Annotated in this window: 23 protein-coding genes; 21 read left to right on the top strand and 2 right to left on the bottom strand. The window is 68.3% G+C overall.

The window, feature by feature from the left end; genetic code table 11:
- Positions 1 to 24: 24 nt before the first annotated feature.
- Positions 25 to 1308 (top strand): arsenic transporter, encoded by a 1284-nt coding sequence (locus ASF81_RS06550; RefSeq protein ID WP_055806996.1) that lies wholly within the window; start codon positions 25 to 27, stop codon positions 1306 to 1308.
- 4 nt (positions 1309 to 1312) lie between these two features.
- On the opposite strand, the gene ASF81_RS06545 is transcribed toward ASF81_RS06550, so the two are convergent.
- Positions 1313 to 1513 (bottom strand): hypothetical protein, encoded by a 201-nt coding sequence (locus ASF81_RS06545; RefSeq protein ID WP_055753936.1) that lies wholly within the window; start codon positions 1511 to 1513, stop codon positions 1313 to 1315.
- A gap of 148 nt (positions 1514 to 1661) precedes the next feature.
- On the opposite strand from ASF81_RS06545, the gene ASF81_RS06540 reads away from it, so the two are divergent.
- From ASF81_RS06540 to ASF81_RS15250, 14 genes are all read left to right on the top strand, one after another.
- Positions 1662 to 2435 (top strand): YebC/PmpR family DNA-binding transcriptional regulator, encoded by a 774-nt coding sequence (locus ASF81_RS06540; protein WP_055753937.1) that lies wholly within the window; start codon positions 1662 to 1664, stop codon positions 2433 to 2435.
- Between the two features lie 84 nt (positions 2436 to 2519).
- A complete protein-coding gene (locus ASF81_RS06535) occupies positions 2520 to 3038 on the top strand; it encodes a hemerythrin domain-containing protein (RefSeq protein WP_055753938.1) in 519 nt (172 codons plus the stop codon).
- 76 nt (positions 3039 to 3114) lie between these two features.
- On the top strand, positions 3115 to 3810 hold the full coding sequence (locus tag ASF81_RS06530; RefSeq protein ID WP_055806497.1) for an MgtC/SapB family protein: 696 nt from the start codon (positions 3115 to 3117) through the stop codon (positions 3808 to 3810).
- 46 nt (positions 3811 to 3856) lie between these two features.
- Positions 3857 to 4375 (top strand): crossover junction endodeoxyribonuclease RuvC, encoded by a 519-nt coding sequence (gene ruvC / locus ASF81_RS06525; protein ID WP_055806494.1) that lies wholly within the window; start codon positions 3857 to 3859, stop codon positions 4373 to 4375.
- Positions 4372 to 4989 carry a Holliday junction branch migration protein RuvA gene (gene ruvA / locus ASF81_RS06520; RefSeq protein WP_055806492.1) on the top strand — a complete coding sequence of 206 codons (618 nt, stop codon included), beginning with the start codon at positions 4372 to 4374 and terminating at the stop codon, positions 4987 to 4989. Before ruvC ends, ruvA begins: the two co-directional genes overlap by 4 nt.
- Positions 4990 to 5002: 13 nt before the next feature.
- Positions 5003 to 6034: a Holliday junction branch migration DNA helicase RuvB gene (ruvB, locus tag ASF81_RS06515; RefSeq protein ID WP_055806489.1), complete on the top strand. Its 1032-nt coding sequence runs from the start codon at positions 5003 to 5005 to the stop codon at positions 6032 to 6034.
- Between the two features lie 57 nt (positions 6035 to 6091).
- The gene (locus ASF81_RS06510) at positions 6092 to 7558 is read left to right on the top strand and encodes an alpha/beta hydrolase (protein WP_055806486.1); all 1467 of its coding nucleotides are present in this window, start codon (positions 6092 to 6094) and stop codon (positions 7556 to 7558) included.
- 5 nt (positions 7559 to 7563) lie between these two features.
- Positions 7564 to 7932, top strand: a complete 369-nt coding sequence (locus tag ASF81_RS06505; RefSeq protein WP_055806482.1) for a hypothetical protein — start codon at positions 7564 to 7566, stop codon at positions 7930 to 7932.
- Positions 7929 to 8792 carry a hypothetical protein gene (locus ASF81_RS06500; RefSeq protein ID WP_055806478.1) on the top strand — a complete coding sequence of 288 codons (864 nt, stop codon included), beginning with the start codon at positions 7929 to 7931 and terminating at the stop codon, positions 8790 to 8792. The genes ASF81_RS06505 and ASF81_RS06500 overlap by 4 nt, the downstream gene beginning before the upstream one ends.
- A gap of 5 nt (positions 8793 to 8797) precedes the next feature.
- Complete coding sequence (ybgC, locus tag ASF81_RS06495; RefSeq protein WP_055806993.1) at positions 8798 to 9256, top strand: tol-pal system-associated acyl-CoA thioesterase; 459 nt, start codon at positions 8798 to 8800, stop codon at positions 9254 to 9256.
- 27 nt (positions 9257 to 9283) lie between these two features.
- Positions 9284 to 9718, top strand: a complete 435-nt coding sequence (locus ASF81_RS06490) for a hypothetical protein (protein WP_045809702.1) — start codon at positions 9284 to 9286, stop codon at positions 9716 to 9718.
- A gap of 139 nt (positions 9719 to 9857) precedes the next feature.
- Positions 9858 to 10610: a protein TolQ gene (tolQ, locus tag ASF81_RS06485; RefSeq protein WP_055753946.1), complete on the top strand. Its 753-nt coding sequence runs from the start codon at positions 9858 to 9860 to the stop codon at positions 10608 to 10610.
- A gap of 3 nt (positions 10611 to 10613) precedes the next feature.
- Entirely contained in the window at positions 10614 to 11066 is a 453-nt protein-coding gene (locus ASF81_RS06480) for an ExbD/TolR family protein (RefSeq protein WP_055806475.1), read from the top strand.
- 5 nt (positions 11067 to 11071) lie between these two features.
- Positions 11072 to 11950 (top strand): cell envelope integrity protein TolA, encoded by an 879-nt coding sequence (locus tag ASF81_RS15250; RefSeq protein ID WP_200932896.1) that lies wholly within the window; start codon positions 11072 to 11074, stop codon positions 11948 to 11950.
- Here ASF81_RS15250 and ASF81_RS06470 read toward each other — a convergent pair.
- Positions 11947 to 12210, bottom strand: a complete 264-nt coding sequence (locus tag ASF81_RS06470; RefSeq protein WP_055806989.1) for a hypothetical protein — start codon at positions 12208 to 12210, stop codon at positions 11947 to 11949. The two genes, ASF81_RS15250 and ASF81_RS06470, sit on opposite strands and share 4 nt — an antisense overlap.
- Positions 12211 to 12350: 140 nt before the next feature.
- Here ASF81_RS06470 and tolB point away from each other — a divergent pair, with 140 nt between their 5' ends.
- The 6 genes from tolB to ftsH all read left to right on the top strand — a co-directional run bounded on the left by tolB (position 12351) and on the right by ftsH (position 19862).
- Positions 12351 to 13715: a Tol-Pal system beta propeller repeat protein TolB gene (gene tolB / locus ASF81_RS06465; protein ID WP_055806469.1), complete on the top strand. Its 1365-nt coding sequence runs from the start codon at positions 12351 to 12353 to the stop codon at positions 13713 to 13715.
- A 140-nt stretch (positions 13716 to 13855) separates the two neighbouring features.
- On the top strand, positions 13856 to 14419 hold the full coding sequence (gene pal / locus ASF81_RS06460) for a peptidoglycan-associated lipoprotein Pal (RefSeq protein ID WP_055806466.1): 564 nt from the start codon (positions 13856 to 13858) through the stop codon (positions 14417 to 14419).
- Positions 14420 to 14546: 127 nt separating this feature from the next.
- Positions 14547 to 15686: a DUF3667 domain-containing protein gene (locus tag ASF81_RS06455; protein ID WP_055806463.1), complete on the top strand. Its 1140-nt coding sequence runs from the start codon at positions 14547 to 14549 to the stop codon at positions 15684 to 15686.
- 41 nt (positions 15687 to 15727) lie between these two features.
- Entirely contained in the window at positions 15728 to 16573 is an 846-nt protein-coding gene (locus ASF81_RS06450) for a tol-pal system YbgF family protein (RefSeq protein WP_055806460.1), read from the top strand.
- Entirely contained in the window at positions 16564 to 17820 is a 1257-nt protein-coding gene (tilS, locus tag ASF81_RS06445) for a tRNA lysidine(34) synthetase TilS (protein ID WP_200932911.1), read from the top strand. Before ASF81_RS06450 ends, tilS begins: the two co-directional genes overlap by 10 nt.
- Positions 17821 to 17906: 86 nt before the next feature.
- On the top strand, positions 17907 to 19862 hold the full coding sequence (ftsH, locus tag ASF81_RS06440; protein WP_055806453.1) for an ATP-dependent zinc metalloprotease FtsH: 1956 nt from the start codon (positions 17907 to 17909) through the stop codon (positions 19860 to 19862).
- The last annotated feature ends 35 nt before the right edge of the window (positions 19863 to 19897 follow it).

Below are 19897 nucleotides of genomic sequence, written 5' to 3'. Positions count from 1 at the left end.
CGGTCGGCCGAGATGGAGCCGCCCATGATCGTCGCCTTTCTGATCTTCGCGGTCACCATCACCCTGGTGATCTGGCAGCCGAAGGGCCTGCAGATCGGCTGGAGCGCGATGGGCGGTGCGGCGGCGGCGCTGTTGCTGGGCGTCGTCACCCTGGCCGACATCCCCGTGGTCTGGGACATCGTCTGGAACGCCACGGCGACCTTCGTCGCGATCATCATCATCAGCCTGTTGCTGGACGAGGCGGGCTTCTTCGAATGGGCGGCGCTGCATGTCGGGCGATGGGGCGGCGGCCATGGGCGCCGGCTGTTCGTCCTGTTCGTCCTGCTGGGCGCGGCGGTGTCGGCGGTCTTCGCCAACGACGGGGCGGCGCTGATCCTGACGCCCATTGTCATCGCCATGCTGCTGGCGCTCGGCTATGGCCCCAAGGCGACGCTGGCCTTCGTGATGGCGGCGGGCTTCATCGCGGATGCGGCCAGCCTGTCGCTGGTGGTGTCCAACCTAGTCAATATCGTCTCGGCCGACTTCTTCGACATCGGCTTCGACCGCTATGCGGCGGTCATGGCGCCGGTGAACCTGGCGAGCATCGCGGCGACGCTGATCGTGCTATTCGCGGTGTTCGGGCGCAACATTCCCAAGGCCTATGACGTCGAACGGTTAGCCGCGCCGTCCAGCGCGATCAAGGACCGGGCGACCTTCCTCTGGGGCTGGATCATCCTGGCGTTTCTGCTGATCGGCTTCTTCGTTCTTGAGCCGCGCGGGGTGCCGGTGTCCGCCGTCGCCGCGACGGGGGCGGTCGTCCTGCTGTTCGTGGCGGGGCGCGGCGCGGTCATCAGCACGACGAAGGTGCTGCGCGAGGCGCCGTGGCAGGTCGTGATCTTCTCTTTGGGGATGTATCTGGTCGTCTATGGGCTGGGCAACGCGGGTCTGACACGCCAGATCGCGGGCCTGCTGGACGGATTCTCGCAAGGCGGGGTCTGGGGCGCGGCCTTCGGAACCGGGTTCCTGACCGCCTTTCTGTCGGCCATCGCCAACAATATGCCGACAGTCCTGATCGGCGCCCTGTCGATTGACGCCTCGGGCGCGACGGGCGCGGCGAGGGAGGCGATGATCTACGCCAACGTCATCGGCAGCGACCTGGGGCCGAAAATGACGCCCATCGGCTCATTGGCCACATTGCTGTGGCTGCACGTCCTGGCGCGGAAGGGCGTGAAGATCGGGTGGGGCTATTATTTCAAGGTGGGCGTGGTGCTCACCCTGCCGGTCCTGGGCGTCGCCCTGGCGGCCTTGGCCTTACGCTTGAGCGTCTAGCGCCTTAGTCGTCCAGACGGCCGATCAGGAACAGGGCGCCGACGGCGGTCAGGGCGCCCAGGGTGAAGGCGGTGACGATGGCGCCGGTGGCGACGGCGGTGGAGACGGTGACCGGGCGGGCTTCGTACCACTCGACAATGTCGGCCTCGTGCAGGTCCTCGTCCATATAGCCTTCGGCTTCATAGATGGTGTCGTCTGCGGTCATGGCTTTACGCTCCGTCTGTCTTGCCCGGATCAATACGCCCAAACGGTACAGGTTCCACCCCTGTCGCCCCCGATCGGCGTATCGTGACAGGATGCCGCTCTTCGTTTAGGAGGCGCGGCTCAGGTTCAGAACGCTCAAAGACGATCCCATGGCCGGCCACTCGAAATTCAAGAACATCATGCACCGCAAGGGGCGCGCCGATGCGCAGCGCTCCAAACTGTTCTCCAAACTGTCGCGCGACATCACCGTGGCGGCCAAGTCGGGCCTGCCGGATCCGGCGGCGAACCCGCGTCTGCGCCTGGCGGTCAACAACGCCAAGGCCGAAAGCCTGCCCAAGGACGTGATCCAGCGCGCCATCAACAAGGCCGCCGGCGGCGACGTCGATACGATGGAAGAGGTCCGCTACGAGGGCCGGGGTCCGGGCGGCGTGGGCATCATCGTCGAGGCCCTGACCGACAACCGCAATCGCGCGGCGTCCAACATCGGCGCGGCCTTCAAGAAGAACGGCGGCGCCCTGAGCGAGATGAACTCGGTCGCCTTCATGTGGGACAAGGTGGGCAAGATCACCTACGCCGCCGAGGCCGGTTCGGAAGACGCCGTCATGGAGGCCGCCATCGAGGCCGGCGCCCAGGACGTCGAGAGCGACCTGGTCAAGCCCGACATCTATGAGGATGCGCCGGGCCACACGATCTGGACCGCCTTCGAGGATCTCAACGACGTCGCCGAGGCCATGTCCAAGGTGCTGGGCGATCCCAAGTCCACCGCCATCGTGTGGAAGCCGCAGTCCGAAGTGCCGGTGACCGGTGAGGCCGTCGGCACACTGTTCAAGCTGCTGGATGCGCTGGACGCCGAGGACGACGTGTCGGCGGTCTATTCGAACGAGGACATCTCCGACGAGGACGCGGCCAAGTACGCGGGCTGATCCCGAACGCACGCGAGTCGTTCGCACGGAACCGGGTCGTGCGCCGGGCGTAACGAGGCTTCACCGTTACGCCTGGAGCCCCCTATGGACATCACTCAGCTGATCCTCGACGACCATGCCGAACAGCGTCGGCTGTTTGCGATCATCGAACAGATCGACCCCAAGGACACCGATGCGCTGAGCGCCGTCTGGTCGCGGTTGTCGGCGTTCCTGGATGTGCACGCCGAGGCCGAGGAACGGTTCTTCTATCCCGAGCTGCTGAAGCAGGGCGAGGGCGCCAACGACGCCGAGGATGGCACGGTCGAGGGCGAGACCGAAGACGCCATAGAGGACCACAACAAGCTGCGCGACGCGGTCAAGGCGGTCGAAAAGCACAAGGTCGGGACCAAGGCCTGGTTCGACGCCGTGGGCGAGGCGAACGTCGTCAACTCCAAACACATGGGCGAGGAAGAGCGGCAGGGGCTGACCGACTTCCGCATGAACGCCGACGTCGAGACGCGCCATGAGCTGGCGGTGAAGTTCGCCGCCTTCGAGGCCGAGTACATCACCGGCGTAAAGCCGGTGAACAAGGACCCCGAGACCTATATCGAAAAGCACGGCTGAGGCGGACGCTGCGACCACGATGTCGCAGCATCGTCCGTCCAAGGAACATCCGCGCTCGCCCCATCGTTGAGCGCGGATGAATCTGGGTAGTCTGGAAGGCGCCGTCCTGCCGATCCTCGGCGCGGTGATCGCGGGCGGGGTCATCGGCTTCGAGCGCGAATGGCGGGGCCGGGCGGCGGGCCTGAGAACGCATATCCTGGTTAGCCTGGCGTCGGCCTTGCTGATGCTGGCGGCCATGTCGCAGGCCGATTGGGCGTTCCGCGCCCTGCCCGACGAGAACATCGTCACAGACCCGACGCGGATGGCGCACGGCGTGCTGACGGGGATCGGGTTCCTGTGCGCAGGCGTGATCTTCCGCACCGGCTTTTCGATCCACGGGCTGACTACGGCGGCGTCGCTGTGGATCACCTCGGCGATCGGCATTCTGTTTGGGGCAGGCCTCTATGCGCTGGGGACGGCGGCGACGGTGGTCACGGCGCTGATCCTGATCGGCTTGAGGCTGATCAGCGGGCGTTTGCCCGCGCGCACGGTGGTGGACGCCGAAGTGTGCTGGGAACGGCGCGAGGCGTCGCCGGAGCCGGCGATCGAGGCGGCGCTGAAAGCCATCGATGCGGACGCGCGACACGACCGGTTCGAGCTGATCGATGGACAGACCATTCGACGGACCTGGCGATTGAAGGCTGCCGAGGAAAGCCAGCTGAAGCGGCTGGCGGAACAGCTGTGCGCCATACCCGGCGTGGTCGCCTACAGCCTGGACCCGCGCGACGACTGAAACCGTTCATTGCCCGATAACCCTCTTTGCGGCATGAGGGGAACGGATGGCGAACGAACCTGTCAGAATCATCGGCTTGGACCCCGGCCTGCGACGCACCGGATGGGGGATCGTCGTGTCGGATGGCGCGCGCCTGAGGTGGGTGGCGCACGGCGTGGTGGCCCCGCCCGAGACCGCGCCGTTCAGCGAGCGGCTGCTGCATCTGTTCGAGGCGCTGGGAACGATCTGCGCCGACCACGGCTGCGAGGAGGCGGCGGTGGAAGAGGTGTTCGTCAATGTGAACCCGTCCTCGACGCTGAAGCTGGGTCATGCGCGGGCGGCGGTGATGCTGGCGCCGGCCAAGGCGGGCCTGACGGTGGCGGAATATTCGCCGAACCTGATCAAGAAGGCGGTGGTGGGCGCGGGCCATGCGGACAAGAGCCAGATCGCCTTCATGGTCAAACGGCTGCTGCCGACCGCGGGCGACGTGAAGGCGGATGCGGCCGACGCCCTGGCGGTTGCGATCACCCATGCGCAACTCCGGAAGCGATCCCTGCTGGAAGCGATGCACCGGGGGGCGGCGTGATCGGGCGGTTGAGAGGCGTGCTGGCCGAGGTCGGCGAGGCGGAATGCCTGATCGACTGCGCGGGCGTGGGCTATGTCGTGTCGTGCGGGGCGCGGACGCTGGGGCGGCTGCCGGCGCCGGGCGACGAGGCGACGGTGCATGTCCATTCGCAGTGGAGCGAGGATGCGGGGCCGCGCCTGTATGGATTTCTGACGCGCGACGAGCGGCGGGCCTTCACGACCCTGCTGGCTATTCAGGGCGTGGGGCCCAAGGCGGCGCTGGCGGTGCTGGACGTTCTGCCGCCCGGCGAACTGGCGTCGGCGGTGGCGCGCGAGGACAAGGCGGCGGTGGCGCGGGCCAACGGCGTGGGGCCGAAGCTGGCGCTGCGGATCGTCACCGAGTTGAAAGGCAAGGCCTTGGGCGACGCCAGCTTTGCGCCCGTCGCACCCGGCATGCACGTCGAGATCGCAACGCCCGTTCCCTCGATCACCGGCGAGGCCGTGTCCGCCCTGCTTGGGCTGGGCGTCGCCGAGGTCAATGCGCGCCGGGCCGTGGATCAAGCCTTGATCCGTCTGGGCGAAGAGGCGGAGCTGTCGGCGGTGATCCGCGCGGCGCTGCAGGAGTTGGGCCGATGAGAGCCGCATCGACATGACCCGCGTCATCTCCCCCGAGGCCGAGACCGGCGAATCCTTCGACCGCGCGCTGCGGCCGCAGACGTTGTCGGAGTTCGTCGGCCAGTCGCAGGCCAAGGGCAATCTGAAGGTCTTCATCGATGCGGCGCGCGGGCGGGCCGAGGCGCTGGACCATGTGCTGCTGTTCGGACCGCCGGGACTGGGCAAGACGACGCTGGCGCAGATCGTGTCGCGCGAGCTGGGCGTGGGGTTCCGGGCGACCTCCGGGCCGATCCTGGCCAAGGCGGGCGATCTGGCGGCGATCCTGACCAACCTCGAGCCGCGCGACGTCCTGTTCATCGACGAGATTCACCGCTTAAGCCCCCAGGTCGAGGAGATCCTGTATCCGGCCATGGAGGATCATGTGCTGGACCTGATCATCGGCGAGGGGCCGTCGGCGCGTTCGGTGCGGATCGACCTGGCACCGTTCACGCTGGTGGGGGCGACGACGCGGGCGGGCCTGTTGGCTACGCCGCTGAGGGACCGGTTCGGCATTCCGCTGCGGCTGGAGTTCTACACCCCCGACGAACTGACGGCGGTGGTGCGCGGCACGGCGCGCAAAATGGGCGTAGCCATCGACGAGGCGGGCGCGCGCGAGATCGCGTCGCGGGCGCGCGGCACGCCGCGCATCGCCGGGCGTCTGCTGCGCCGGGTGCGGGATTTCGCCTCGGCCGAGGGGGCGGAGACGATCTCGAAACTGGTGGCGGCGCGGGCGCTGGCGCGGCTGGAGGTGGACGAGGCCGGGCTGGACAGCCTGGACCGACGGTTCCTGAAGGCGCTGATCGAGAACTATGGCGGCGGGCCGGTCGGGATGGACACCTTGGCGGCCGCCATCGCCGAGGCGCGCGACGCGGTCGAGGACGTGATCGAACCCTATCTGCTGCAACAGGGCTTCATCATGCGCACCCCGCGCGGCCGCATGGCCTGCGCCAAGGCCTATGCGCATCTGGGCCTCAGCGCGCCGACGCAACCCTCCGCCGGACCCGTGCCCGGCGACCTGTTCGAATAGGCGTTGCCAAGCGGGGCGGGCGGGGGTTTGCTGGGGGCGAACCGGAGCCGTCGTCCCATGATCCTGCGCACCCTGGCCGTGATGGCGTTTGCGGCCGGCCTGACCGGTCTGGCGCCGCCTGCGCGAGCGGCGGCCCCTGTCTTCACCGACAAGGCCTGTCCCAGTGATTGGCCGACGGGCCTGCGCGAGGTGCGGTGCGGGACCCTGACGGTGGACGAGGCGCGCGACGGCTCGGTCAGCGATCGGCGCATCGACATCGCGGTGGTTATCTTCAAGGCCAGCGCGCCCTACAAGAACGCCGCAGGCCAGGCGCTGCCGCCAATGGTGATGTTCCACGGCGGACCGGGCGGGGCCCTGACGCCGGGAGCGGGACGGATGCTGGCGGCGCTTCGTCGCAATCCGGAGGCCTTTGCGGTGGATCAGGACGTGATCCTGTTCGACCAGCGCGGCGGCGGCGCGAGCAACCCGTCGATGGACTGTCCGGGCGTCGAACTGACCGATGCGGGGCCGCCGTCCGACAAGGACCGCGACGGGCTGATCGCCTGTCTGAAGGGCTATCAGGCGCAAGGGGTCGACCTGAACCAGTACAACGCCGCCGCCATCGCCGACGATGTGAAGGACATGGCCCAGGCCCTGGGTCTGACCAAGATCGACCTGTGGGGCGGATCGTACGGGCCGCGCATCGAGGCGGCGGTCATCACCCACCAGCCCCAGATCGTGCGCGCCGCCGTGATGGACAGCCCCTGGCCGCCCGAGGGCAACTGGGCCGTCGGAACGCCCGAACAGGTGTCGGCGGCGGTGAAGATCATCCTAGCCAAATGCGCGGCCCAGGCGGCCTGCGCGGCGCAGCATCCGGACCTTCAGGCGCGGTTCGAGGCCGAGGCGCGCAAATGGCTGGCCGGTCCGGTGACGGGCAAGGACGGGCGCACCTTCACCGTCGATGACCTGTCGGCGTTCTTGATGGACACGACCTATAGCGCGACGGGGGTGCGCAGCCTGCCGGTCGATCTGGACAAGATCATCGCCGGCGACCTGACGCCGGTCGCCGAGATCGCCGAGGACCGCACCTATTATTTCGAGGGTCAGCACATGGCCCATCTGTGCAAGGAAGAACTGCCGTTCGAGTCCAAGGCGCGGCTGGCGGCGGGGGCGGCGGGCGATCCGGTGGCCGAGGTGCTGGTCCCGTCGCTGTCGCGGCTGTTCGACGTCTGCGCGGCGGTGGGCGAGCGGCCCGCGCTGCCGATCGAGAACCTGCCGGTCCGGACCGACATCCCGACCCTGTTCGTCGCCGCCGAGATCGATCCCGGGTGCCCGCCGCCGCTGACCGAGGCCGCCGCCAAGGGCTATGCGAACAGCCAGGTGGTGATCGTCACCAACGCGACCCACGGCGTCATCAACGCCAGCCCCTGCACGCGCAAGATGGCGCGCGATTTCCTGCGTGATCCGTCAGAGCCGGTGGATCGGACCTGCCTGCCCGCCGCCGACACGCCGCTGGACTTCACCCTGGAAGCGCCCGCCGCATGAGGGTGATGCGCCATCGCAGCCCGCTTCAGCAGCGCCTGATAATCGCGGCGGCGCTGGTTCTGGCCCTGTGCGCGGTCGGCGTCTGGATGCTGATGCAGCCGTCGAATACCCCGTCGCCCGAGGCGGCCGATGCGCGGGTGATGCGCCAGATCCGCACCCAGGCGGGTCGCGGCGCCGAGCTGCGCTACGCCGAGAACGGCGAAAGGCGGTCGGTGTGCGGCTATGTCGGGCGCGTCGCCGGCGGGCCAGCGGTGGGCTTCGTCTCCATCCCCAACCGCATCCTTTTCAGCGACGACCCCCTGCCGACCGAGTTCCGCGAAATGCGCCAAAGCTACTGCCCTGGTTTCATGGCTGCGCCGAACCGCCGGCAGTGATCCGTCGTCGGTTGAATGGGCCAGCACTCGCCCTGATCGCACAGATCACGGCGACAGCGGCGATCAGCCTGCTGGCGATCCGGGCGGCCGGGGCAGGGACGGCGTCGGTCGCGGTCCAGGGCGTGGCGTTCCTGATCGGGGCTGTGGCGCTTTGGGCTGTGTCGCGGATGGCGCGGCCGGGCCGGGGCCCGAGGTTGATCTCGGCGGCGGCGATCCTGGTCGTCGCCGTCCTGATGCTGACGATGGGCGTGGAGATGCAGGGCGCGCATCGCTGGCTGGCGCTGGGGCCGGTTCTGATCCACCCCGCTTCGCTGCTGGGCGCCCCGCTGCTCTGGCTCGTGGCGCAGGATGCAGACGATATGTGGACGGCAGGCGTCGCGGCCCTGACGATCCTGACGTTCGGCCTCGGCTTCGACGGAGCCGTCAGTCTGGCCTTCGCGGTGGGAACGACCGGGCTGCTGACGGCGGCGAGAGGGTCGTGGAAGACGCTGGCGCCGCTGGCGGCCCTGTCCTGGATTTTGGGGCTCTGGAGCCTGACGCGTTCGCAGGCCCTGCCGCGCGTTCACTATGTCGAGGATGTCGTACCGACGGTCTGGGTTGTTTCGCCGATCCTCGGTGTGGCGGCGGGCCTGGCGTTGGTCGTGCTGTCGGCTCCGTTGTTTTGGATGGGATGGCGAGCGCGGGGCGTCGGAGCCGCCGCCGGTTTGGCCATGGCAGGGTTCTGGGTCGGTCTGTCGGCGGCCAATCTGCTGGGCGCCTATCCGGCGCCAGTAATGGGATATGGCGCTTCGCCCGTGATCGGATGGCTTGTCGCGATCGGACTGGCTATGGCGTCTGCACGACGCACGAGGTTTCAGTGACCGCAATCTCCGACCAACCCACCGCCGGCCGTTTCGAGGGGCGCGATCACCTGTTGCCGGTACGCGTCTATTATGAGGACACCGATTTCACCGGCCTTGTCTATCACGCCAACTATGTGCGCTATTTCGAGCGAGGGCGGTCCGATTTCCTGCGCGCCATCGGGGTGGGGCACGCCGATCTGCTGGAAGAGGCCGAGCCGCTGGCCTTCGTGGTGTCGGAGCTGAACATCAAATATCTCAAGCCCGCGCGGATCGACGACGCCCTGGTGGTGCGCACCGTCTACGAGCAGGTGAAGGGCGTGCGGCTGATCATCCGCCAGAGCGTGGAGCGAGCCGGCGAGGTGTTGTGCCGGGCCGAGGTGACGGCGGTGTGCATCCATCTGGACGGGCGGCCGCGACGGCCGTCGAAGGGTCTGGTCGAGAAGGTCACGCCGTGGCTGGCGGCCAGCGGGGCCGCCGACTAGGATCGCGCCAACGAGGGGGAAAACGTCATGGCCGCAGAAACCTACAAGATGTCCGCCAGCGCGGTGATCGTCACGATCCTGCTGTTCGTGCTGCTGATCGGCGGCGGGCTGGTGGGCTGTCCCTATTACAAGGTCTGGGAACGCAAGATGGCGGGCCAGGCCGAGCTGCAATACCAGCAGGGCGCGCGCCAGGCCCTGATCGCGCAGGCCGCTGCAGAAGACGAGGCGGCGATCAAGCGGGCCGAGGCGGCGACGCGCCGCGTCCTGGGCTGGACCGACGCGGCCAAGCGCGGCTGCGCCGAACTGGGCCGGGCGGGCGATCGCCAGTGCGAGGAGCAACTGCTGAAGGACGCCGCCACCTATTCCATCGCCAAGGAAGGCCACGAGGGCGTCATCATCAGCGTCGGCGCCCCGGTCTCTGTCGCGGTCGATCCGAACGCGCGGCGGACGGCGTCCGAGTAACCTGCTGTTAACCCTTATGACGCGCCTGTCAGATGACGGGCGGACGGGTCGGGGCTAAACGGGCCGGACGCCACACAATGGTCACGTCCGCTCGGTCGAAGAGAGGCGTGACGATCTCGATTCCGCCCGGAGCGCCTGAATGACCACGCCTGTCGACGCCGCGATGATGAACCCGGTCGAGCTGTTCATGACCGCCGACTGGGTGGTCAAGAGCGTGATGATCGGGCTGGCGGCGGCCTCGATCTGGTCGTGGACCATCATCATCGACAAGGCGGTTCGGTTCACGGCGCTGAACAAGCGCGCCGACGAGTTCGAAAAGTCGGTTCAGTCCGGCCGGTCGCTGGAAGAGGTGGCGTCCCAGGCCGGACCCGAGCCGGACCACGCCCTGCCGCGCATGCTGGTGATCGCCCTGTCGGACTGGCGCGAGGCGCGTCAGCGCGGGGCTTTGAACGAGCATCAGGGCGACCTGCTGCTGGTGCGGATCGACAAGGCGATGAACAGCCTGATCTCGCGCGAGGGCCAGCGGATCGAGAATGGCCTGGGCGTGCTGTCGGTGGTGGCCACGGCCTCGCCCTTCATCGGCCTGTTCGGCACCGTGTGGGGCATCATGAATGCGTTCGGGCGGATCGCGGCGGCGGGCAACACCAATCTGACGACGGTGGCGCCGGCTATTGCCGAAGCCTTGTTCGCCACGGCCATCGGCCTGGCGGCGGCCATCCCGGCCTATATCGCCTACAACAAATTCTCGATCGACGCGGGCAAGTTCGTCGGCCGGCTGGAGGCCTTCGCCGACGATCTGCAGGCCGCCGTGGCGCGCCGCCTGGGCAGCCCGTCGGCCCCGCCGCCTCCGCCCCCGCCGTCCAGCGACCTCAGCCTGAAGCGGGGCGTCTGAGCCATGGCCTTGGGCGGTGGTGCGAGCGGCGGCGGGCGTCGAGGGCGCAGGGGGCGTAAAGGGCCTCTGACCGAGATCAACGTCACGCCCCTGGTGGACGTGATGCTGGTGCTGCTGATCATCTTCATGATCTCGGCGCCCCTGCTGACGGTGGGCGTGCCGGTCGAACTGCCCAAGACCGAGGCCAGCGCGGTTGAGATCAAGTCCGAACCCCTGTCGGTCAGCATCGACCAGCAGGGCGCGATCTTCGTCGGCGACAGCGAGACGGCGTTCGACGCCCTGTCCACGCGCCTGTTGACGGAGGCTGGCGGCGCCGACAGGGCGGCCGAGCGGCCGGTGTTCGTGCGGGCCGACGGGCGCGCGCCCTATCAGGCGGTGGCGCGGGTGATGGCGCGGTTGAGCGCCTCGGGCTTCACCAAGCTGAACCTGATCACCGACACGGCGCCGGAGGCCTGAAGCCGTTGCGTCGGCCGAGCCCCGCCATTCTGGGATCTCTCGCCCTGCACGCCGGGGTGGTCGCGCTCGCCTTCGTGATGGTGTCGCACAAGACGGAGGAGGACGAGACGCCGCTGGTGGCCTCGGTGCCGGTGACCATCGTGTCGGAAGAGGTGATTCAGGCGGCGCCGGCGGACAATCCGCAGCCCGAACCCTCGCCCGACGACGCCGCGACCGCCCCGGTGCAGCAGCCCGACCCCGTGCCGCCGACGCCGGAACCGACGCCGCCGCAACCCCAGCCGCGCCCGACCCCGACGCCGCCGCGGCCCACGCCGCCGCGCCCGGCGCCGACGCCCACGCCCTCGCCGAAACCCACGCCGACCCCGACGCCGCCGCGTCCGACGCCTCGACCCCAGCCGCCGACGCCTGCGCCGCCGACCAAGGCCCAGCCGACCCCGCGCCCGGCGACGCCTGCGCCCGCCCGTCCGGCGCCCCAGCGCACAGAGCCGAGCCTGGATCTGGACGCCCTGGCCGGCCCGACGCGCCCGACCAACAATCGCGGCCGCCCAGCGACGGGGCAGCAGGGGGCGGGCGCGGCGTCCCAGGCCACAGGCCCGCAGATCACGGCCATCTTCAATCAGGTCTATCCGAACTGGATCCTGCCCTGCGACATCCCCGGCGCGGACCAGCTGCGCATTCAAATCGAACTGACCCTGTCTTCCGATGGACGGATCACGCGCGGGCCCAGCCTGATCAACGCCCAGTCGTCGAACGTCTATCGCGCCGCCGCCGACGGCGCCCTGCGCGCCCTGCGCCAGACCGCGCCCTTCGACGTGCCGCAGGGCTTCCCCGGCGGGGTCTATCGCCCGACCTTCAACACCGAACGGGCGTGCCGCAATCGCTAGGCGTCAGATGCTCGTTTGGAGACGGACGACGGCCAGTCCAATTCCTCACGAAGCGCGTTGACGTGTTCAGTCGTAATCGCCGGGCCGCCGCGATCAGGCAGCAGGGCCACGCCGTTGCGATAACTGATTTTTCGCGGTGTCTTTTCCAATGCGCTTCGCGCCAAATGGGAGACGACCTGACCCATCGTTTGACCCGTGCTGGCGGCGATGATCCTGACGGCGTCCAGCACGTCATCGTCCAGCGTGAGGGTGGTGCGCATGACGTCAGAATAACTCATCCGAAACAAACGCCAAGATGGTTCCCCGTCCCGAATGTCGCCCCATTCCCCGTGAAGCTGGCGAAAGTCGAACGACCCGGCGATAAGGGGCGGCGATCCTTCGAGACTTATGGGAGCATCTGATGCGTCTGAACCTTCTTCTGGCCACCGTGGCGGCTGTCGCGATGGCGGCTCCTCTGACGACGGCGGCGCAGACGCCTCAGCAGAACCAGCCGGTCGAGGTCGAGATCGATCAGGGCGTGCTGCGTCCCCTTCAGATCGCGGTCGTGCCGTTCGCCGGGACGCACGGGTCGGACATCTCCAATGTGGTCAGCGCCAATCTGAAGCGGTCGGGCTTCTTCGAGCCGCTGAACCCCTCCAGCTTCATCGAGACCGGCCTGACCCTGGCCAATGCGCCGAACTTTCCCCAATGGACCCAGATCGGCGCGCAGGCGGTGCTGTACGGCGGTGTGACGACGCGAGGCGACGGGCGGCTGGACGTGGGTTTCCGCCTGTATGACCCCTACCGCCAGTGCCAGCTGGTCAGCTATCAGTTCACCGCGACCCAGGAGCAGTGGCGCCGGATCGCGCACAAGATTTCCGACGTCATCTATCAGCGCATGACCGGCGAAGCCGGCTTCTTCGATTCCCGCGTGATCTTCGTGTCCGAGGAGGGCACGCAGCTTAACCGGATCAACCGCCTGACCATCGCCGATCAGGACGGGTTCAACCCGACCTATCTGACGCAGGGCGACGAGGTGATCATGTCGCCGCGCTTCTCGCTGTCGCAGCCGGACGAGATCACCTATGTGGCGCTGGGCAAGGATTACAGCCGCATCTACCTCTATAATCTGACGACCGGCCGGCGCGAGAGCCTGGGCGAGTTCGACGGCCAGGTGCTGGCGCCGCGCTTCTCCAATGACGGCAACAAGATCGCGTTTTCGATCATCCGGGGCGGCAACACCGACGTCTATGTGATGGACCTGCGCAGCCGCCAGATCACGCGCCTGACCAGCGACCCGGGCATCGACACCTCGCCGTCGTTCAGCCCGGACGGCAGCCAGATCGTATTCACCTCGGACCGTTCGGGTTCGGCGCGCCTGTATGTCATGCGGTCGGACGGATCGGGCCAGCGGCCGATCTCGCGCGGCGGCGGCATCTATACGGCCCCGTCGTGGAGCCCGACCGGCAATCTGATCGCCTTCACCAAACAGGGCGGCGGCCGGTTCTCGACCGGGGTGATGAACGCCGACGGTTCCGGCGAGCGTATCCTGTCCTCCAGCTATTTCGAGGAGGGGCCGAACTGGGCGCCGAACGGCCGATACGTGATGTTCGCGCGCCAGACGCCGGGCGGGGACACGCGGCTGTGGACCGTGGACCTGTCGGGGCGGGTGGTGTCGCAGGCGGGATACAACGGTCGCGGCACCGACCCGGCCTGGTCGCCGCTGCTGGACCGAGGCCCGAGCAATCTGGGCGTGAACCAGGGCGCCGACAGCTGCCCCGCCTAAACGCCGCACCGACACCGTCGGAGCCTTAAAGCTCAACTGTGCGTTATCGCCTCTAGCGTCGAAAAATCGGCCGAGGCAGACAGTAAAGCCAAGCTTGAGGCCCGCCCCTTGCCAGAAACGATACGTCAGGAGACGACCCCATGAAGACTTCCCGCATTTTCAAACTGGCGATGGTCGGCTGCGCCGTCGCCGCCATGGCCGCCTGCACTCGAAAGCCCCCGGTCGAGACCGGCGTGCCCGGTCCGAACGACGGCACGACGCAACCGACGGGACCGGCCTATCCGACCGCGCCCACCGGCCCGGTGACCGGCGGAAACATGGGTTCGGCCGCGCCGGGCACCGAACAGGACTTCGTCGTCAACGTGGGCGACCGCATCTATTTCGACCTGGATTCCTATGAGGTCCGTCCCGAGGCCATGCCACGCCTGGACGCCCAGGCCCAGTGGCTGCAGCGCTATCCGTCCGTGACGGTCCGCATCGAGGGCAACGCCGACGAACGCGGCACGCGTGAGTACAATCTGGCGCTGGGCGCCCGCCGTGCGGAATCGGTGCGCACCTATCTGATCAACCGGGGCATTCCGGCGGGCCGGATCGACACCATCAGCTTCGGCAAGGAGCGGCCGATTGCGGAAGGCTCGAACGAAGACGCCTTCGCCCGCAACCGCAACGCCCACACCGCCATCGTCTCGGGTGCGCCGCGCTAAAGTCCGGCTGATCGGCTGATCTGAAGGAGGCGCCGGCCGCAGGGTCGGCGCCTCTTTTCGTTTCGGCGCTTGTCCTGAGGCTGGGCTGGCGGCAGAACCGTCGTCACAGGGATCGGGGGATCAGCGAATGGATATCGAAGGGGCGGGCGCCGTCGTCACGGGCGGACTGGTCGCGGGCGCGATCGAAAAGCCGACGGGCAAGGCCGGCGAGGCCCACCCCCACGGTGTCTGTTCCGACTGCGGGGCCGAAACGAGCGGCAACTTCTGCGCAAATTGCGGCCAGCCCACCCATGTCCACCGCACCCTGCTGCACCTGGGTGAAGAGCTGCTGCACGGGGTCATGCATTTCGACGCCCGGATCTGGCGCACCCTGCCGCTGCTGGGGCTGAACCCCGGAAAGCTGACGCGCGAGTGGATCGAGGGCAAACGCACGCGCTACGTCTCGCCGCTGGCGATCTTCCTGTTCACCCTGTTCGTGATGTTCTTCGCGCTAAGCTTTGCGCCGCACCCGGAATCCAAGGCCGAGGGCGCCGAGATGGCCGAACGGATCGCGTCCCAGCGTGTCGGTCTGGCCGAGGCGGAAAAGGCCCTGGTCCAGATGCGGGCCGAAAGCGGCGCCCGGCCGGACCCGACGATGCAGATGGCGATCAACGCCGGACAAAAGCTGGTCGACGACCGCCGCGCGGCCCTGGTCCGGCTGGAGACCGAGCAGCGCGACGGTCGCGCCGACGGGCTGAAGCCCGGCAGCTGGCAGGCCGGGATCAAGGACATGGCGACCGAAGAGGCCGGCGAGACCAAGCTGAAGGTCATGGGCAAGGACGCCGAGAAGGAGGGGCACGGCATCGGCGCCACGGTGTTGAAGAAGCTGCAGAACCCGGACCTGGCGGTTTATAAGTTCCAGCAGACGGTGTACAAGTTCGCCTTCCTGCTGGTGCCCTTGTCGATCCCGTTCGTGGCCCTGCTGTTCCTGTGGAAGCGCAGCTTCACCCTGTACGACCACGGGGTGTTCGTTCTGTATTCGCTGACCTTCATGGCCATGCTGCTGATGCTGATGGTCATCGCCGGAACCTTCTGGGGGACATTCGGCCTGGTGGTGATCAATCTGGCGGCGCTATCGATCCCGGTGCACATGTTCGCCCAGATGAAGGGCGCCTATTCGCTGTCCTGGTTCTCAGCCCTGTGGCGGACGATCGCGCTGTTGGTGTTCTGCAACATCGTGGTCGGCCTGTTCATCGCGGCCATGGTCTATCTGGGGCTGGGCCATTAGCTCGGCCTTGCGGCGGCCCCAAATCGGTGAAAGCTAGACGCATGACCAAGCTCTCGATCACTCGCGTTCACCTGCTCGCCGCCGCCGCCCTTGGGGTCGTCCTGATAGGGGGCGGCGCCGTCGCCCAGCAGGCCCAGCCCAACATCATGGAGCGGACCGAGTGGGACAATCGCCGCCTGGACCAGCTGGACCGCAATGTGCGGCGGCTCGAGCGCGCCCTGACCCAGAGAAACGCCGCCGGCCAGCCGGTGCTGGTCGAGCCGGACCCCGAGGTGGTGACGCTGCAGGGGCAGTTCGCCCTGATGGACCGACGCCTGGGCGACCTGGAGGCGACGGTGCGCCGGATCAACGGCGACAACGAGCGTCTGACCTTCCAGCTGGACGAGGCCACCCGCGAGAACGAGACGCTGAAGACGCGTCTGGCGGACGCCGAGGGCCGGTTGCAGAAGCTGGAGACCCAGGCCGAGCTCAATGCGCCGATCGAGGCGACCTCGCCGACCGGCGATGCGACGCGGGATCTGGCGACGGCGGTGGCCCTTTTGGCGACCGACAAGCCGCGCGGCGAGCGGGCGCTGGAAACGGTGATCGCGGCCTGGCCCGATACGCCGCAGTCACGCGAGGCCAACTCGCGCCTGGGCGACCTGCGGGTCGCGGCGAACGACAAGGCGGGGGCGGTGCCCTATTACGCCGCCGCGCTGAAGGACTGGCCGCGCATCGGCTGGGCGGCGGACACGACGCTGAAACTGGCCGACGCCCTGTTCGCGACGCAGAGGAAGCCGCAAGGGTGCGCGGCCCTGGCTGAGTTCACGCGCCGTTATGCGCCCGCCGCCTCGGACCCGCAAAAGGCGCGGGCGGCACAGTTGAAGACCACGGGGTCCTGCGCCTGACGCCCAGCCCAGCGATTGGGGACGATCTGACGGCGCGAGCATTCGCGCGGCTGGATGCGCGACTGACGCGGGACACGGGCCGGCCGCTGGCGCTGGCCCTGTCGGGGGGCGGAGATTCCATCGCCCTGTTGCGGCTGACGACAGACTGGGCGCGGACGCGCGGGCGTTCGGTGCTGGCTCTGACCGTCGATCATCGGCTGAATGCGGACAGCGGCCGCTGGACCGACTTTGCGGCCGGGGCGGCGCGGGACGCCGGAGCCGACTGGCGCGGGTTGAGTTGGGGCGGAGACAAGCCCGCGACCGGGCTGACGGCGGCGGCGCGGGCGGCGCGGCATGCACTGATTGCGGATGCGGCGCGCGAGGCGGGGGCGTCGGTCGTCCTGTTCGCCCACACCGCCGACGACATCGCCGAGGCCGATCTGATGCGGGCCGGGGGTTCGACCCTGGGGCGGGTGCGCGAATGGTCGCCCTCGCCGGCCTGGCCCGAGGGTCGAGGCCTGATGCTGTTGCGGCCGCTGCTGGGCGAGCGGCGGGCGGGCTTGCGCGACTGGCTGGCGGGCGAGGGGGCCGACTGGATCGAGGACCCCGCCAACGCCGATCCCCGCTTCGGTCGCAGCCGGGCGCGGCAGGCGTTGGCGGGCGCGGCGCCTCGGTTGATCGATCAGGCGTCGGCGCAAACCGGGGTGCGGCCGACGATGGACGGCGAGGCCATGGCGCGTGTGGACCGCGACGTGAGCGCGCGGGCGCTGGCGGCGGCCCTGGTCTGCGTCGGCGGCGGATCGACGCCGCCTCGCGGCGCGCGGTTGGAAGCCCTGATAGCGCGGCTGAAGGCGGGTGAGGATTTTGCGGCGACCCTGTGCGGGACGCGCATCGAGGCTGTCGGCGCGAGGGTGCGGTTGATGCGCGAGGCCGGCGAGCTGCGCAGACGAGACATTTCGCCGCTGGCGCTGACGCCCGGCGTCGAGGCGGTGTGGGACGGGCGGTTCGTCTTCTGCGCCGATCGTCCCGGCTGGTCTGTGGTTCCGGCGAGGGGGCGGTTGGCCAGCCTGTCGGACGCCGACAGGGCCGAGATCAATCGGCTGCCGGCGGCGACGCGCGGGGCTTGGCCTGTGTTGATCAGGGACGACGCGGTGGCCCCGGTTCTTGCAGGCGAAGGGGTCGAACGGCGCGGCCTTGTCGTGGAACGGCTCAGGCTGGCGCTGGACGAAACGACGCACGAAGACGACCTGATTTCCGCCACCCGATAGCGTAACGCTGATTAAGCCCCTATTTTCCCAGACAGACACATCCAGACCGTCGATCCCACCGGGGTCGCGGACGACCGAGGACCTCAATGAACCTGCGTAATCTGGCGATCACCGGCGTGATCATTCTGGCGTTGCTGGCGGGCTATGCGGCGCTGTCGCAGGGCGGCGCCATGAACGGCGTGACGGGCCAGCCGGCCGGCAAGCCCGAGGCCATCAGCTATTCCCAGCTGGTGCAGCGCGTGAACGCGGGCGAGGTCAAACAGGTGACCATTCGCCTGGACAAGGTGAACGGCGAGCTGAAGAACGGCGAACGCTTCACCTCCACCACCGTCTATCCGAACGAACAGCTGGTGGCCCAGATGCTGCAGGCGGGCGTCGAGATCGACGCCAAGTCGGGCGGCCAGTCGATCTGGATGAGCCTGCTGCTGGGCATCCTGCCGATCGCGCTGCTGATCGGGGTGTGGATCTTCTTCATGCGTCAGATGCAGGGCGGGGCGAAGGGCGCCATGGGCTTCGGCAAGTCCAAGGCCAAGCTGCTGACCGAGCACAAGGGACGCAAGACCTTCGACGACGTCGCCGGCGTGGACGAGGCCAAGGACGAACTGCAGGAGGTGGTCGACTTCCTGAAGGATCCGGGCAAGTTCCAGCGTCTGGGCGGCAAGATTCCCAAGGGGGCCCTACTGGTCGGCCCTCCCGGCACCGGCAAGACGCTGCTGGCGCGCGCGGTCGCGGGCGAGGCGGGCGTGCCCTTCTTCTCGATCTCGGGTTCGGACTTCGTCGAGATGTTCGTCGGCGTCGGCGCCAGCCGCGTGCGCGACATGTTCGAACAGGCCAAGAAGAATGCGCCCTGCATCATCTTCATCGACGAAATCGACGCCGTCGGTCGCCACCGCGGCGCGGGTCTCGGCGGCGGCAATGACGAGCGCGAACAGACGCTGAACCAGCTGCTGGTCGAGATGGACGGCTTCGAGGCGTCCGAGAACATCATCCTGATCGCCGCGACCAACCGTCCCGACGTGCTGGACCCGGCCCTGCTGCGTCCCGGCCGGTTCGACCGTCAGGTGGTGGTGCCGAACCCCGACGTCTCGGGCCGCGAACGCATCCTGCGCGTCCACATGAAGGACGTGCCCCTGGCCGCCGACGTCAACGTCAAGACGATCGCGCGCGGCACGCCCGGCTTCTCGGGCGCCGACCTGGCCAACCTGGTCAACGAGGCGGCCCTGACGGCGGCGCGCAAGGACCGTCGCATGGTCACCCACCGCGACTTCGAAGACGCCAAGGACAAGGTGCTGATGGGCTCGGAACGTCGCTCCATGGCGATGAACGAGGAAGAAAAGCGTCTGACCGCCTATCACGAGGCCGGTCACGCCATCGTCGCCATGAACGCCAAGATGGCCGACCCGGTGCACAAGGCGACCATCGTCCCGCGCGGCCGGGCGCTGGGCATGGTGATGCAGTTGCCGGAAGGCGACCGCTATTCGATGAAATATCAGCAGATGATCGACCGGATCGCCATCATGGCGGGCGGCCGCGTCGCCGAGGAGCTGATCTTCGGGCCGGAGAACATCACCTCGGGCGCCAGCTCGGACATCGAACAGGCGACCAAGCTGGCCCGCGCCATGGTCACCCGCTGGGGCTTCTCGGACAAGCTGGGCACGGTGGCCTACGGCGAGAACCAGGAAGAGGTCTTCCTTGGCCACTCGGTCGCCCGCAGCCAGAACATCTCCGAAGAGACGGCGCGCACCATCGATGAGGAAGTCCGTCGCCTGGTGACCTCGGGCTGGGACGAGGCGCGCACCATCCTGACCACAAAGGCCGATGACCACGAGAAGCTGTCCCAGGCCCTGCTGGAATACGAGACCCTGTCGGGCGAGGAGATCAAGGACCTGCTGGAGAAGGGCGTCGCGCCGAACCGCGACGAGAACAACTTCCCCAACGCCGGGCCTTCGGTCTCGGTGCCGGTGACGCCGGTGTCGGACGGCACGGACATCGAGGTCCCGGTCGCCGCTCCGGCCGCGACCAGCGTGCCGACGGTTCACTGAGCCCAGGCCTGATCTGAAGACGAACCCGCCGGGAG

This window comes from Brevundimonas sp. Leaf168 (assembly GCF_001423685.1).
Taxonomy (GTDB): Bacteria; Pseudomonadota; Alphaproteobacteria; order Caulobacterales; family Caulobacteraceae; genus Brevundimonas; species Brevundimonas vesicularis_C.
This window is presented reverse-complemented; position numbering and strand designations above follow the sequence as displayed.

Excerpts from the sequence above, each read along its gene's own strand:
- ASF81_RS06550 (WP_055806996.1), top strand. The coding sequence starts at position 25 with ATGATCGTCGCCTTTCTGATCTTCGCGGTCACCATCACCCTGGTGATC.
- ASF81_RS06545 (WP_055753936.1), bottom strand. The coding sequence starts at position 1,513 with ATGACCGCAGACGACACCATCTATGAAGCCGAAGGCTATATGGACGAG.
- ASF81_RS06540 (WP_055753937.1), top strand. The coding sequence starts at position 1,662 with ATGGCCGGCCACTCGAAATTCAAGAACATCATGCACCGCAAGGGGCGC.
- ASF81_RS06535 (WP_055753938.1), top strand. The coding sequence starts at position 2,520 with ATGGACATCACTCAGCTGATCCTCGACGACCATGCCGAACAGCGTCGG.
- ASF81_RS06530 (WP_055806497.1), top strand. The coding sequence starts at position 3,115 with ATGAATCTGGGTAGTCTGGAAGGCGCCGTCCTGCCGATCCTCGGCGCG.
- ruvC (WP_055806494.1), top strand. The coding sequence starts at position 3,857 with ATGGCGAACGAACCTGTCAGAATCATCGGCTTGGACCCCGGCCTGCGA.
- ruvB (WP_055806489.1), top strand. The coding sequence starts at position 5,003 with ATGACCCGCGTCATCTCCCCCGAGGCCGAGACCGGCGAATCCTTCGAC.
- ASF81_RS06510 (WP_055806486.1), top strand. The coding sequence starts at position 6,092 with ATGATCCTGCGCACCCTGGCCGTGATGGCGTTTGCGGCCGGCCTGACC.
- ASF81_RS06505 (WP_055806482.1), top strand. The coding sequence starts at position 7,564 with ATGCGCCATCGCAGCCCGCTTCAGCAGCGCCTGATAATCGCGGCGGCG.
- ASF81_RS06490 (WP_045809702.1), top strand. The coding sequence starts at position 9,284 with ATGGCCGCAGAAACCTACAAGATGTCCGCCAGCGCGGTGATCGTCACG.
- tolQ (WP_055753946.1), top strand. The coding sequence starts at position 9,858 with ATGACCACGCCTGTCGACGCCGCGATGATGAACCCGGTCGAGCTGTTC.
- ASF81_RS06480 (WP_055806475.1), top strand. The coding sequence starts at position 10,614 with ATGGCCTTGGGCGGTGGTGCGAGCGGCGGCGGGCGTCGAGGGCGCAGG.
- ASF81_RS06470 (WP_055806989.1), bottom strand. The coding sequence starts at position 12,210 with ATGCGCACCACCCTCACGCTGGACGATGACGTGCTGGACGCCGTCAGG.
- tolB (WP_055806469.1), top strand. The coding sequence starts at position 12,351 with ATGCGTCTGAACCTTCTTCTGGCCACCGTGGCGGCTGTCGCGATGGCG.
- pal (WP_055806466.1), top strand. The coding sequence starts at position 13,856 with ATGAAGACTTCCCGCATTTTCAAACTGGCGATGGTCGGCTGCGCCGTC.
- ASF81_RS06455 (WP_055806463.1), top strand. The coding sequence starts at position 14,547 with ATGGATATCGAAGGGGCGGGCGCCGTCGTCACGGGCGGACTGGTCGCG.
- ASF81_RS06450 (WP_055806460.1), top strand. The coding sequence starts at position 15,728 with ATGACCAAGCTCTCGATCACTCGCGTTCACCTGCTCGCCGCCGCCGCC.
- ftsH (WP_055806453.1), top strand. The coding sequence starts at position 17,907 with ATGAACCTGCGTAATCTGGCGATCACCGGCGTGATCATTCTGGCGTTG.